Annotated in this window: 11 protein-coding genes; 10 read left to right on the top strand and 1 reads right to left on the bottom strand. The window is 67.5% G+C overall.

The genetic code is table 11. From position 1 onward, the window contains the following. The first annotated feature begins 122 nt into the window (after positions 1-122). The 9 genes from ACM0M4_RS19110 to ACM0M4_RS19150 all read left to right on the top strand — a co-directional run bounded on the left by ACM0M4_RS19110 (position 123) and on the right by ACM0M4_RS19150 (position 10,331). Positions 123-869: an amino acid ABC transporter permease gene (locus tag ACM0M4_RS19110; protein WP_003082767.1), complete on the top strand. Its 747-nt coding sequence runs from the start codon at positions 123-125 to the stop codon at positions 867-869. Beyond that, positions 866-1,534 carry an amino acid ABC transporter permease gene (locus ACM0M4_RS19115; protein ID WP_003082765.1) on the top strand — a complete coding sequence of 223 codons (669 nt, stop codon included), beginning with the start codon at positions 866-868 and terminating at the stop codon, positions 1,532-1,534. The genes ACM0M4_RS19110 and ACM0M4_RS19115 overlap by 4 nt, the downstream gene beginning before the upstream one ends. Further along, positions 1,531-2,265: an amino acid ABC transporter ATP-binding protein gene (locus ACM0M4_RS19120; RefSeq protein ID WP_003082761.1), complete on the top strand. Its 735-nt coding sequence runs from the start codon at positions 1,531-1,533 to the stop codon at positions 2,263-2,265. Before ACM0M4_RS19115 ends, ACM0M4_RS19120 begins: the two co-directional genes overlap by 4 nt. Before the next feature lie 77 nt (positions 2,266-2,342). Next, positions 2,343-4,016, top strand: a complete 1,674-nt coding sequence (gene ggt, locus ACM0M4_RS19125; protein WP_003086881.1) for a gamma-glutamyltransferase — start codon at positions 2,343-2,345, stop codon at positions 4,014-4,016. Positions 4,017-4,101: 85 nt separating this feature from the next. Next, positions 4,102-5,190, top strand: coding sequence for an asparaginase (locus ACM0M4_RS19130; protein ID WP_003104093.1), 1,089 nt, complete (start codon positions 4,102-4,104; stop codon positions 5,188-5,190). A 95-nt stretch (positions 5,191-5,285) separates the two neighbouring features. Then, entirely contained in the window at positions 5,286-7,187 is a 1,902-nt protein-coding gene (locus ACM0M4_RS19135; RefSeq protein ID WP_003115580.1) for a sensor histidine kinase, read from the top strand. A gap of 44 nt (positions 7,188-7,231) precedes the next feature. Next, the gene (locus tag ACM0M4_RS19140; protein ID WP_003123072.1) at positions 7,232-8,509 is read left to right on the top strand and encodes a sigma-54-dependent transcriptional regulator; all 1,278 of its coding nucleotides are present in this window, start codon (positions 7,232-7,234) and stop codon (positions 8,507-8,509) included. 308 nt (positions 8,510-8,817) lie between these two features. Continuing rightward, positions 8,818-9,930 (top strand): alkene reductase, encoded by a 1,113-nt coding sequence (locus tag ACM0M4_RS19145; RefSeq protein ID WP_014603102.1) that lies wholly within the window; start codon positions 8,818-8,820, stop codon positions 9,928-9,930. A 194-nt stretch (positions 9,931-10,124) separates the two neighbouring features. After that, the gene (locus ACM0M4_RS19150) at positions 10,125-10,331 is read left to right on the top strand and encodes a hypothetical protein (protein WP_003086874.1); all 207 of its coding nucleotides are present in this window, start codon (positions 10,125-10,127) and stop codon (positions 10,329-10,331) included. 5 nt (positions 10,332-10,336) lie between these two features. Here ACM0M4_RS19150 and ACM0M4_RS19155 read toward each other — a convergent pair whose 3' ends face one another. Further along, positions 10,337-10,960 carry a class I SAM-dependent DNA methyltransferase gene (locus ACM0M4_RS19155; protein ID WP_015648442.1) on the bottom strand — a complete coding sequence of 208 codons (624 nt, stop codon included), beginning with the start codon at positions 10,958-10,960 and terminating at the stop codon, positions 10,337-10,339. A gap of 325 nt (positions 10,961-11,285) precedes the next feature. Between ACM0M4_RS19155 and ACM0M4_RS19160 the strand changes: the two genes are divergently transcribed. Continuing rightward, positions 11,286-12,833 carry a TerC family protein gene (locus ACM0M4_RS19160; protein WP_003082751.1) on the top strand — a complete coding sequence of 516 codons (1,548 nt, stop codon included), beginning with the start codon at positions 11,286-11,288 and terminating at the stop codon, positions 12,831-12,833. Positions 12,834-12,877 lie beyond the last annotated feature (44 nt).

Here is a 12,877-nt window from a genome sequence, read left to right on the forward strand (position 1 = left end):
GGGGCCTGCCCCTCCCCAGCCGTCTCCCCCGGAAGAGCAGCGCCGCCGGCCCGCACGGCCGCGCCGGCGCCTGCCTTCCCCGCCAGTGTCTGCAACCGATTGAACCGAGGGGAAACCCCAACATGAATTACAACTGGGACTGGGGCGTGTTCTTCAAGTCCACCGGGATCGGCAGCGAAACCTACCTCGACTGGTACATCGCCGGTCTGGGCTGGACCATCGCCATCGCCCTGGTCGGCTGGATCATCGCCCTGGCGCTGGGCTCGCTGCTCGGCGTCATGCGCACCGTGCCGAACCGCCTGGTATCGGGGATCGCCACCGCCTACGTGGAAATCTTCCGCAACGTGCCGCTGCTGGTGCAGCTGTTCATCTGGTACTTCCTGGTACCCGACCTGCTGCCCGAGGGCCTGCAGACCTGGTTCAAGCAGGACCTCAACCCGACTACCTCGGCCTACCTCAGCGTGGTCGTCTGCCTCGGCCTGTTCACCGCCGCGCGGGTCTGCGAGCAGGTGCGCACCGGCATCCAGGCGCTGCCCTACGGGCAGACCTCGGCGGCCCGCGCGATGGGCTTCCGCCTGCCGCAGATCTACCGCCACGTGCTGCTGCCGCAGGCCTTCCGGATCATCATCCCGCCGCTGACCTCGGAGTTCCTCAACATCTTCAAGAACTCCTCGGTGGCGTCGCTGATCGGCCTGATGGAGCTGCTGGCGCAGACCAAGCAGACCGCCGAGTTCTCCGCCAACCTGTTCGAGGCCTTCACCCTGGCCACGCTGATCTACTTCACGCTGAACATGAGCCTGATGCTGATCATGCGCCTGGTGGAGAGAAAGGTCGCCGTACCGGGCCTGATCTCCGTAGGAGGTAAATGATGGACTTCAGTGGAATCGTTCCCGCCCTGCCGAGCCTCTGGGAAGGCATGCTGATGACCCTCAAGCTGATGGTCCTCGGCGTCCTCGGCGGCGTCGCGCTGGGTACCGTGCTGGCGCTGATGCGGCTGTCGCACAGCAAGTTGCTGTCGAACATCGCCGGCTTCTACGTCAACTACTTCCGCTCAATCCCGCTGCTGCTGGTGATCACCTGGTTCTACTTCGCGGTGCCCTTCATCCTGCGCTGGATCACCGGCGAGGACACCCCGGTGGGGGCGTTCACCTCCTGCCTGGTGGCCTTCATGATGTTCGAGGCGGCCTACTACTGCGAGATCGTCCGCGCCGGCATCCAGGCCATCCCGAAAGGCCAGATGGGCGCCGCCCAGGCACTGGGCATGACCTACGGGCAGACCATGCGCCTGGTGATCCTGCCGCAGGCGTTCCGCAAGATGACCCCGCTGCTGCTGCAACAGAGCATCATCCTGTTCCAGGACACCTCGCTGGTCTATACCGTCGGCCTGATGGACTTCCTCAATTCGGCCCGTTCGCGCGGCGACATCATCGGCCAGGCCAACGAGTTCCTGATTTTCGCCGGCCTGGTCTACTTCGTCGTAAGCTTCACCGCCTCGTTCGCCGTCAAACGTCTGCAGAAAAGGTTAACCGTATGATTTCCATCAAGAATGTCAGCAAGTGGTATGGCGACTTCCAGGTCCTGACCGACTGCTCCACCGAGGTTGCGAAAGGCGAAGTGGTGGTGGTCTGCGGGCCGTCGGGCTCGGGCAAGTCGACCCTGATCAAGTGCGTCAACGCACTGGAACCCTTCCAGAAGGGCGACATCGTCGTCGACGGCACCTCCATCGCCGATCCGAAGACCAACCTGCCCAAGCTGCGCTCGCGGGTCGGCATGGTGTTCCAGCATTTCGAGCTGTTTCCCCACCTGAGCATCACCGAGAACCTGACCATCGCGCAGATCAAGGTACTCGGCCGCAGCAAGGAAGAAGCCACCAAGAAGGGCCTGGCCCTGCTCGAGCGTGTCGGTCTCAAGGAGCACGCGCACAAGCACCCCGGCCAGCTCTCCGGCGGCCAGCAGCAGCGCGTGGCGATCGCCCGCGCGCTGGCGATGGACCCGGTGGTGATGCTGTTCGACGAGCCGACCTCGGCGCTCGACCCGGAAATGGTCAACGAAGTGCTCGACGTGATGGTCCAGCTGGCCCACGAAGGCATGACCATGATGTGCGTGACCCACGAGATGGGCTTCGCGCGCAAGGTCGCCAACCGGGTGATCTTCATGGACCGCGGGCAGATCGTGGAAGACTGCGAGAAGGAGGAGTTCTTCGGCGACGTCAGCGCCCGCTCCGAACGTGCCCAGCAGTTCCTCGCCAAGATCCTCCCGCACTGATGTACCCGCCCTCGCCGGCCCGCCCGGCGGGGGCCTGCTCCACCCTCGCCTGCGATAACAATAAATAGGGAAAGCCCATGCAACCTGTGCTCTTCAGAACCCTGTCCCTCGGCGTCGCCATTGCCGCCGCATCCTCCTCGGCCTTCGCCGCCACGCTCGACGGCGGCGCCGTCGCCGCGCCCGACGAGTACGGCGCCAAGGTCGCCGCGCAGATCCTCAAGGCCGGCGGCAACGCGGTGGATGCCGCGGTGGCCACCGCCTTCACCCTGGCGGTCACCTACCCCGAGGCCGGCAACATCGGCGGCGGCGGCTTCATGACCCTGTACATGGACGGCAAGCCGTACTTCCTCGACTACCGCGAGGTGGCGCCGAAGGCCGCGAGCAAGACCATGTACCTGGACGACAAGGGCGAGGTGATCGAGAACCTCAGCCTGGTCGGCGCCAAGGCCGCCGGCGTGCCGGGCACCGTGATGGGCCTCTGGGAAGCCCACAAGCGGTTCGGCAAGCTGCCCTGGAGCGAGCTGCTGACCCCGGCCATCGGCTACGCGCAGAAGGGCTTCAAGGTCGCCGACAAGCAGTTCCAGTACCGCCAGGACGCCGTCGCCCTGTTCAACGGCAAGACCAACTTCGGCGACTACTTCGGCCACATGAAGGCCGGCGAGGCGTTCCTCCAGCCGGACCTGGCGAAGACCCTGGAGCGTATCGCCGACAAGGGCCCGGACGAGTTCTACAAAGGCCATACCGCCGACCTGCTGGTGGCACAGATGCAGCAGGACAAGGGACTGATCACCCACCAGGACCTCGCCGACTACAAGGTCAGGTGGCGCGAACCGATGCGCGTCGACTGGCAGGGCAACACGCTCTATACCGCGCCGCTGCCAAGCTCCGGCGGGATCGCCCTGGCCCAGTTGCTGGGCATCAAGGAAAACCGTGCCGCCGACTTCAAGGGCGTCGAGCTGAACTCCGCGCGCTACATCCACCTGCTGGCGGAGATCGAGAAACGCGTGTTCGCCGACCGCGCCGACTACCTCGGCGACCCGGACTTCTCCAAGGTCCCGGTGGCGCGCCTGACCGATCCGGCATACCTGAAGCAGCGTGCCGCCGAGGTCAATCCGACGGCGATCTCGCCGACCGAGAAGGTCCGTCCCGGCCTGGAGCCGCACCAGACCACGCACTTCTCCATCGTCGACGCCGACGGCAACGCGGTGAGCAACACCTACACCCTCAACTGGGACTTCGGCAGCGGCGTGGTGGTCAAGGGCGCTGGCTTCCTGCTCAACGACGAGATGGACGACTTCAGCGCCAAACCGGGCGTGGCCAACGCCTTCGGCGTGGTCGGCAGCGACGCCAACGCCATCGAGCCGGGCAAGCGCATGCTCTCCTCGATGAGCCCGAGCATCGTCACCCGCGACGGCAAGGTCAGCCTGGTGGTCGGCACTCCCGGCGGCTCGCGGATCTTCACCTCGATCTTCCAGGTGCTGAACAACATCTACGACTTCCACCTGCCGCTGGAGAAGGCCGTGGCCGCGCAGCGCGTGCACCACCAGTTGCTGCCCAAGGACACGATCTACTACGACGCCTACGCGCCGCTCGCCGGCAAGGTCGCCGAGGAGCTGAAGGCGATGGGCTACACCCTGGAGGACCAGGGCTGGAACATGGGCGATATCCAGGCCATCCGCGTCGACGGCAAGGCCCTGGAGACCGCCTCCGATCCCCGTGGCCGCGGCGTCGGCCTGGTGGTGAAACCCTGACAGGACGGCGGGCGGCCGACGCCGCCCGCGCCTGATTGCGTGCAACGACGATAACCCTACCAACCTACCGACACGAGATATCGCCATGAAGCCATTGCTCCACGCGTTCGCCCCCGGTGTTATGGCCCTGATGCTCCTGCTGCCGCAGGCCGCCCAGGCCAAGGAAGTCGCACCGCAACAGAAACTGTCCAACGTGGTCATCCTGGCCACCGGCGGCACCATCGCCGGCGCCGGCGCCAGCGCCGCCAACAGCGCCACCTACACCGCCGCCAAGGTGCCGGTCGACCAGTTGCTGGCCAGCGTGCCGCAGCTCAAGGACATCGCCAACGTCCGCGGCGAACAGGTGTTCCAGATCGCCTCGGAAAGCTTCACCAACGAGAACCTGCTGGAACTGGGCAAGACCGTCGCCAAGCTGGCCGATAGCGACGACGTCGACGGCATCGTGATCACCCACGGTACCGACACCCTGGAAGAGACCGCCTACTTCCTGACCCTGGTCGAGCACACCGAGAAGCCTATCGTGGTGGTCGGCTCGATGCGCCCGGGCACCGCGATGTCCGCCGACGGCATGCTCAACCTGTACAACGCCGTGGCGGTGGCCGGCGACAAGTCGGCACGCGGCAAGGGCGTGCTGATCACCATGAACGACGAGATCCTCTCCGGCCGCGACGCGAGCAAGATGGTCAACATCAAGACCGAAGCGTTCAAGAGCCCGTGGGGCCCGCTGGGCATGGTGGTCGAGGGCAAGAGCTACTGGTTCCGCGCACCGGTGAAGCGGCACACGGTGAACTCCGAGTTCGACATCAAGCAGATCTCCGCGCTGGCTCCGGTGGAAATCGCCTACAGCTACGGCAACGTCAGCGACACCGCCTACAAGGCCCTGGCCCAGGCCGGCGCCAAGGCGATCATCCATGCCGGCACCGGCAACGGCTCGGTGCCCGCGCGCGTGGTGCCGACCCTGCAGGAACTGCGCAAGCAGGGCGTGCAGATCATCCGCTCCTCGCACGTCAATGCCGGCGGCTTCGTCCTGCGCAACGCCGAGCAGCCGGACGACAAGAACGACTGGATCGTCGCCCACGACCTGAACCCGCAGAAGGCGCGCATCCTGGCCGCGGTCGCGATGACCAAGACCCAGGACAGCAAGGAGCTGCAACGGATCTTCTGGGAATACTGAGTGAACCCTTCCGGCGCCGCCTGCCGGCCGTGCCGGAAAACCGCCCGCTCCGCCGCCCATCGTGGCGGCGGGCTGGCCTAGCCGCGACGACTGTGATGGAATCCCCCGACCCGCCCTGCAGCGTACCTCCGTCACTGACCGTGAAGCCCCGCCTCGTCCGCCAGTTGCTGCTCCCCATTCCCCTGCTCCTGCTGATGCTCGGCTTCGGCTACGGCGGCTACCGGATCAGCGAGAGCGCCGGCATCCGTGCCCTCGCCGAGAATGGCGAACGCCAGCTGGAGCTGCATGCGCGGACGGTCGAGAGCGAGATCAGCAAGTACACCTACCTGCCCAGCCTGCTGGAGCTGGAGCGCAGCGTCAGTCACCTGCTCACCGACCCGACGCCATACCGGCGCAACCAGGTCAACGCCTACCTCGAAGGCCTCAACCGCCGCGCCGGCAGCCGCGCGGTGTACCTGCTGGACACCAACGGCCGGGTCCTGGCCACCAGCAACTGGAGCGACCCGGACAGCTACCTCGGCGAGGACCTGTCGTTCCGCGCCTACTGGCAGGACGCGATGAAGGGCAAGCCGGGCCGCTTCTACGGCATCGGCAGCACCCGCGGCGAGCCGGGCTACTACCTGGCCCACGGCCTGGTCCACGGCGGCCGGATCATCGGCGTGGCGGTGGTCAAGGTGAAGATGGACGCCCTCGAGGAACGCTGGGAGAAGGCGCGCCTGGAAGCCTTCGTCAGCGACGAGAACGGCATCATCATCCTCTCCAGCAACCCCGCCCTGCGCCTGAAGGCGGTGCGCTCCCTGAGCGCCGACGACAAGGAGCGCCTGGCGCGCAGCATGCAGTACTACTGGTGGGCGCTGAACGAGTGGCAACCGCTGCAGCGCGAGCCGCTGGCCGCCGGTGTGGAGAAGCTCAGCTTCCCCGCCGATGAGCAGCATCCGCGCGGCGAAGCGGTCACCTACCTGGCGCAGACCCGCGCGCTGAACGACACACCGTGGAACCTGACCCTGCTCAGCCCGCTGGAAGACCTGCGCCGCGACGCGGTACGCAACGGCATGCTGGCCGCCATCGGTTTCGCCCTCCTGGCATTCCTGCTGATCGCCTGGAACGAGCGGCGCAAGGTACTCGCCACCCGCCTCGCCGCGCGCGAGGCGCTGCAACGGGCCAACGGCGAGCTGGAAGTGAAGATCGCCGAACGTACCGCCGACCTGCAGGCCAGCAACGCACGCCTGACCGCCGAGATCCACGAGCGCCAGCAGGCCGAGGACACCCTGCGCAAGGCCCAGGACGAACTGGTCCAGGCCGGCAAGCTGGCGGTGATCGGGCAGATGTCCACCAGCATCGCCCACGAACTCAACCAACCGCTGGCGGCGCTGCGTACGCTGTCCGGCAACACCGTGCGCTTCCTCCAGCGCGGCAAGCTGGAGACCGCCAGCACCAACCTCGCCACCATCAACGAACTGGTCGACCGCATGGGCCGCATCACCGCCAGCCTGCGTGCCTTCGCCCGGCGCAGCGACGACGCCGGCCAGGCCAGCCTGGCCAAGGCGGTGGACGCGGCGCTGCTGATCCTGCACGGGCGCCTGGAGCAGGACCCGCCGACCCTGCACCGGCATTTCGACGACGTGCGCCTGGGCATCGACCAGACCCGCCTGGAACAGATCCTGGTCAACCTGCTGGCCAACGCCCTCGACGCCATGAGCGGGCAGGCCGACCGCCAGCTCTGGCTGGAAGGCCGGCGCGAGGAGGAGCGCTACGTCCTGCGCGTGCGCGACAACGGCCCCGGTATCCCGCCGGCGGCGCGCGTCCACCTGTTCGAACCCTTCTTCACCACCAAGCCCGGCGAACATGGCCTGGGCCTCGGCCTGACCCTCTCGGCCAGCCTGGCCACCGCCGCCGGCGGCAGCCTCAGCGTGCAGCACCCCGAAAGCGGCGGAACCGCCTTCGAGCTGAGCCTGTCCCTGGTTCCCGATTCCCCGACTGCGAGTCCCGCCCGATGAACGAGCCGCTTTCCGTCCTGATCGTCGAAGACGATCCGCATGTCTTGCTCGGCTGCCAGCAGGCGCTGGAGCTGGAGGACATCCCCTGCATCGGCGTCGGCAGCGCCGAGGAGGCGCTGCAACGGGTCGACCGCGACTTCGCCGGCATCGTCGTCAGCGACATCCGCCTGCCCGGCATCGACGGCCTGACCCTGCTGGAGCGTCTCAAGTCCCTCGACCCGAGCCTGCCGGTGGTGCTGATCACCGGTCACGGCGACATCTCCATGGCGGTACAGGCGATGCACGCCGGCGCCTACGACTTCATGGAGAAGCCCTTCTCTCCGGAACGCCTGGTCGAGGTCGCCCGCCGCGCCCTGGAGCAGCGCGGGCTGGCCCGCGAGGTCAGCGCGCTGCGTCGCCAGTTGGCCGGCCGCCAGGACCTGGCGCAACGGATCATCGGCCGCTCGCCGGCGATCCAGGCGTTGCGCGAGCTGATCGCCAACGTCGGCGACACCTCGGCCAACGTGCTGATCCTCGGCGAGACCGGCACCGGCAAGGAGCTGGTGGCGCGTTGCCTCCACGACTATAGCCGGCGCCACCAGCATGCCTTCGTCGCGCTGAACTGCGGCGGCCTGCCGGAGAACCTGTTCGACAGCGAGATATTCGGCCACGAGGCGCACGCCTTCACCGGTGCCAACAAGCGGCGGATCGGCAAGATCGAGCATGCCAACGGCGGCACGCTGTTCCTCGACGAGATCGAGAGCATGCCGGTCAACCTGCAGATCAAGCTGCTGCGGGTGTTGCAGGAACACACCCTGGAACGCCTCGGCTCGAACCAGTCGATCCCGGTGGACTGCCGGGTGATCGCGGCGACCAAGGCAGACCTCGCCGCCATGGGCAAGAGCGGCCAGTTCCGCAGCGACCTCTACTACCGGCTCAACGTGGTGAGCCTGGAACTGCCGGCGCTGCGCGACCGCCGCGAGGACATCCTGCTGCTCTTCGAACACTTCCTCCAGCAGTCCTCGCTGCGCTTCGACCGCCCCGCGCCGGAACTCGACCGTGCCACCGTGGCCAGCCTGATGGCCCACGACTGGCCGGGCAACGTACGCGAACTGCGCAACGTCGCCGAACGCTTCGCCCTCGGCCTGCCGGTGTTCAACAAGGGCGGCCAGGCCGTACAGACCGGCGGCCCGCGCTTCGCCGAAGCGGTGGAGGCATTCGAGAAGGCCCTGCTCGGCGACGCCCTGGCCCGCCACCACGGCAACCTGACCCAGGCCAGCCAGGACCTGGGCATGGCCAAGACCACGCTGTTCGACAAGGTGAAGAAGTACGGCCTGCAATAGGCCGGAGCGCCCTCTTCGCCCTGCCCGCCTGGCGCAGGGCGCGATGCTTCATCCGACATTTCTCACCCGCCTGCGATTCCGCTCGGCGGATAGCGCCGGGGGCGTTATCCGCCCTGCCCGCCTGACGCAGCGCGTCATAGGCCATTCCTCCTCCCTCGGTGCGCCCGCGCTATCCGGGCATTCATGAATTGAACTCAAGTGTCATTTTCCCCGGCAGCTGTTTTTCGCACGAATCGTTCCGCCAATAATGCGCCCACCTTCTTCCAGTACGCCGCGCCGCGGCCGGCCTCACGAGCGAGATCGCCATCATGCTGTTCAGCCCCTATACCCTTGGCCACCTGACCCTCCCCAATCGCATCGTCATGCCGCCGATGACCCGTTCCCGCGCCGCCAGTGGCGAAGTCGCCACCGCGCTGATGGCCGAGTACTACAGCCAGCGCGCCGGCGCCGGCCTGATTGTTTCCGAAGGCACCCAGATCAGCCGGCAGGGCCAGGGCTACGCCTGGACGCCGGGCATCCACAGCGCCGAGCAGGTCGCCGGCTGGCGCCAGGTCACCGACGCGGTGCACGCCGCCGGCGGGCGCATCTTCGCCCAGCTCTGGCACGTCGGCAGGGTCTCGCACACCTCGCTGCAACCGGGCAACGCCGCCCCGGTGTCCTCCTCGGCGCTGGTGGCCGAAGGCGTGAAGGTCTTCGTCGATCCCCAGGGCCGCGGAGCGCAGGCCGGCGGCGGCGAGATGGTCCAGCACTCGGCGCCGCGCGCACTGGCAGTGGAGGAAATCCGGGAGATCGTCGCCGACTATGCCCAGGCCGCACGCAACGCCCTCGACGCCGGCTTCGACGGGGTCGAACTGCACGGCGCCAACGGCTACCTGATCAACCAGTTCATCGACTCCCAGGCCAATGCGCGCAACGACCAATACGGCGGCTCGCTGGAGAACCGCCTGCGCTTCCTCCGCGAAGTCGCCGAGGCGGTCACCGCGGTGGTCGGCAGGGAGCGCATCGGCGTGCGCCTGGCGCCGCTGACCACCCTGCAGGGCGCGGTCGACGACACCCCGCAAGCCACCTACCTGGCCGCGGCGCGGCTACTGGACGAGATCGGCGTGGCCTACATCCACATCGCCGAGGCCGACTGGGAAGACGCCCCGGCCATGCCGGCGGCGTTCAAGGAAGCGTTGCGCATCGTCTACCGTGGCAGCCTGATCTACTCCGGCATGTACACCAAGGCGCGCGCCGAGGAAGCCCTGGCCAGGGGCTGGGCCGACCTGATCGGCTTCGGCCGGCCGTTCATCGCCAACCCTGACCTGCCCTACCGCCTGGAGCACGACCTGGCGCTGGCCGACGGCGACCGCTCGACCTACTTCGGTGGCGGCGCCGCCGGCTACACCGACTACCCGAGCCTGCCGCAGGCGGCCGGTTGAAACCCCTAGCCGACCGGACCGCGAGCGCGCGGCCGGTTGGCGAAACATGCCGCCACAACCTCGCCTTTGGTCGACTAGAACCCACGGCTGGCGGGACCTAGACTCAATTCGCCAGATATTCATTATTAATAGGCCTGATTTCCTGGACAGGGGGGACCACCGATAGCATCGAGGAACATTTCGAGGAATCCGCCATGAGCAAGTCCCTGATCGTCTCCCTGGCCGCCAGCCTGGTCGTCCTGGCCGGTTGCGCCAACCCGCCGCGCAGCGTCGAACGCCCCTACAGCGACGCCGAAATCAAGTCCTACGCCCTCGACAGCCTGGAACGCAGCGACCTCTCGCCGAAGCGCCTCGACCAGTACCGCAGCGTGCTCGGCACGCCGCACCGGCAGACCCTGTAGCGCCTTCAGACGGGGCGCCGCCAGACGCTCGCCAGCCAGGGCTGCTGCTCGCGCGGCAGGCCCGGCGGCCGGTAGTAGTGCTCCAGCTCGACGAAACCGGCTTCCTCCAGCAGGCGTTTCCAGGCCGGGTAATCGTGGTAGGCACCGTAGCGTTGGCCATTCCAGCCCTCGCGGTTGTCGCCGCGCGGGTTGGAGCTGAACAGCACGCCGCCCGGTCGCAGCGCTTCGAAGAGTTCGCCGAGCACCCGCGGCAAGGCGCTGCCGGGCACATGGAACAGGCTGGCGTTGGCGAAGATGCCGTCGAAGTGCCCAGCCGGCAGTCGCAGCGCCAGGAAATTCTGTTGCCATACCTCGCAACCGCTGTCGGCCCTGGCCATCTCGACGAAGCGCGGCGTGCCTTCGAGTCCCACCGGCTGGTGGCCGAGGCGGCGGAAGGTGGCCAGGTCGCGCCCGGGACCGCAGCCGAAATCGAGGATCCGGTACGGCGGCGGCCCGTCGATTTGGCGCAGCAGCGCCTCGACGTTCTGGCTCACGTCGTGGCCGCGGGTGCCCTCGCGGAAGCCTTCGGCGTTGCGCTGGTAGTCGGCCAGGGTGGTGGCGGTGATCGCGTCGAAATCCTCGGTGCTCATGTCTGCTCGCAGTGGCGGGGTTCCGCCCAGTCTAGCGCCGGCACGGGTTTCGCCTAAGGTTTTGTAATAGTTTCCCGCTGTGGCGAGGGCCCGCGACACAGTAGGATCGACTTCCCTTTGACTCTCAATGGCCATCATGACCACCCTTTCGGAGCCCCCCAGTCGTCCTTCCGGACAACCCTCCCCGCTTCGCCTTCGCCACCTGCGTCCGCCCCTCGACGCCGAATCCCTCGCCTCGTCCCCCTCCGTCACCGCCGGCTGCCGCAGCCGCGCCGTGCAGCGTCGCGCCAGCGCGACGGCCAGCCGGACCGGGAGGTAAGCGCACATGGAATGGATAGCTGACCCGACTGCCTGGCTCGGCCTGGCGACCCTGATCGTGCTGGAGATCGTCCTCGGCATCGACAACCTGGTGTTCATCGCGATCCTCGCCGACAAGCTGCCGCCGCACCTGCGCGACCGCGCCCGGGTCCTCGGCCTGTCGCTGGCGCTGCTGATGCGCCTGGGCCTGCTAGCGAGCATCTCGTGGATGGTGACCCTCACCGAGCCGCTGTTCGAAGTATTCGGCAAGAGCTTCTCCGGCCGCGACCTGATCATGCTGTTCGGTGGCGTGTTCCTGCTGTTCAAGGCCACCATGGAGCTGCACGAACGCCTCGAAGGCCATGTCGCCCAGCACGCCGGCAACAAGACCTACGCGCTGTTCTGGCCGATCGTCGCGCAGATCGTGGTGCTCGACGCGGTGTTCTCGCTCGACGCGGTGATCACCGCGGTGGGCATGGTCGAGCACCTGGAAGTGATGATGATCGCGGTGATCGTCTCCATCGGCCTGATGATCGTCGCCAGCAAGCCGCTGACCCGCTTCGTCAATCGTCACCCGACGGTGATCATGCTGTGCCTGGGCTTCCTGATGATGATCGGCTTCAGCCTGACCGCCGAGGGCCTGGGCTTCCATATCCCGAAAGGCTACCTGTACGCGGCCATCGGCTTCTCGATCCTCATCGAGGTGTTCAACCAGGTCGCCCGCAAGCGCCGCAAGAAGAGCCTGCAGGGCCACCGCCCGCTGCGCGCGCGTACCGCCCATGCGGTGCTGCGCCTGCTCGGCGGCCAGCGCCTGGAGGCCGACGAGGTCGGCGAGGAAGTCGCCGACCTGTTCGAGGAGGGCGACGACCAGGTGGTCTTCGACCGCCGCGAGCGGGTGATGATCAGCGGCGTGCTGCAATTGGCCGAGAAGCCCATCCGCAGCCTGATGACGGTACGCGCCGAGGTCGACTGCATCGACCTCGACAGCGGCCGCGAGGCGATCCGCGCGGCGCTGCTCGAATCGTCCTACTCGCGCCTGCCGCTGGTGCGCGACGGGCGCGTCGAGGAGCCGCTGGGCTACGTGCACAAGAAGGAACTGCTCAAGGAGCTGCTCGCCGGCGCCCAGCCGGACCTGGAAAGCCTGGCCCGCCAGCCGCTCAACCTGTTGCAGGACTGCTCGATCCTCAACGCCCTGGAGCAGATGCGCGAGGCCTCGACCCACGTGGCCTTCGTGGTCAACGAGTTCGGCGAGTTCATCGGCCTGCTGACCCTGACCGACATTCTCGAATCCATCGCCGGCGAGCTGCCCGACGCCAGTGAGATCGACGGTCCGGACGTGGTCGAGGAGAACGACGGCTACCTGGTCAGCGGTGCCATGAACCTCAGCCAGGTGCGTCGACGCGTGGGGTTCGACGCGCGCGCCACGGAGGACTACCAGACCCTCGCCGGGCTAGTGATGAGCCTGCTCGACCGCCTGCCGGTGATCGGCGACCGCCTGCAGTGGCAGGACTGGGAACTGCGGGTGGTGGAAGTGGAAGAACGCCGGGTGACCCGGGTCCTGCTGCGCAGGGGCTGAGCGAAGCGGCGGCCGCCGATCCGGCCGCCGTCCTCCCCGGCGCA

Source organism: Pseudomonas sp. 18-147 (genome assembly GCF_051048045.1).
GTDB classification, from domain to species: domain Bacteria; phylum Pseudomonadota; class Gammaproteobacteria; order Pseudomonadales; family Pseudomonadaceae; genus Pseudomonas; species Pseudomonas aeruginosa.

Coding starts and splice junctions, on each gene's coding strand:
- ACM0M4_RS19120 (WP_003082761.1), top strand. CDS start 1,531: ATGATTTCCATCAAGAATGTCAGCAAGTGGTATGGCGACTTCCAGGTC.
- ACM0M4_RS19115 (WP_003082765.1), top strand. CDS start 866: ATGATGGACTTCAGTGGAATCGTTCCCGCCCTGCCGAGCCTCTGGGAA.
- ACM0M4_RS19160 (WP_003082751.1), top strand. CDS start 11,286: ATGGAATGGATAGCTGACCCGACTGCCTGGCTCGGCCTGGCGACCCTG.
- ACM0M4_RS19145 (WP_014603102.1), top strand. CDS start 8,818: ATGCTGTTCAGCCCCTATACCCTTGGCCACCTGACCCTCCCCAATCGC.
- ggt (WP_003086881.1), top strand. CDS start 2,343: ATGCAACCTGTGCTCTTCAGAACCCTGTCCCTCGGCGTCGCCATTGCC.
- ACM0M4_RS19135 (WP_003115580.1), top strand. CDS start 5,286: ATGGAATCCCCCGACCCGCCCTGCAGCGTACCTCCGTCACTGACCGTG.
- ACM0M4_RS19110 (WP_003082767.1), top strand. CDS start 123: ATGAATTACAACTGGGACTGGGGCGTGTTCTTCAAGTCCACCGGGATC.
- ACM0M4_RS19155 (WP_015648442.1), bottom strand. CDS start 10,960: ATGAGCACCGAGGATTTCGACGCGATCACCGCCACCACCCTGGCCGAC.
- ACM0M4_RS19130 (WP_003104093.1), top strand. CDS start 4,102: ATGAAGCCATTGCTCCACGCGTTCGCCCCCGGTGTTATGGCCCTGATG.
- ACM0M4_RS19150 (WP_003086874.1), top strand. CDS start 10,125: ATGAGCAAGTCCCTGATCGTCTCCCTGGCCGCCAGCCTGGTCGTCCTG.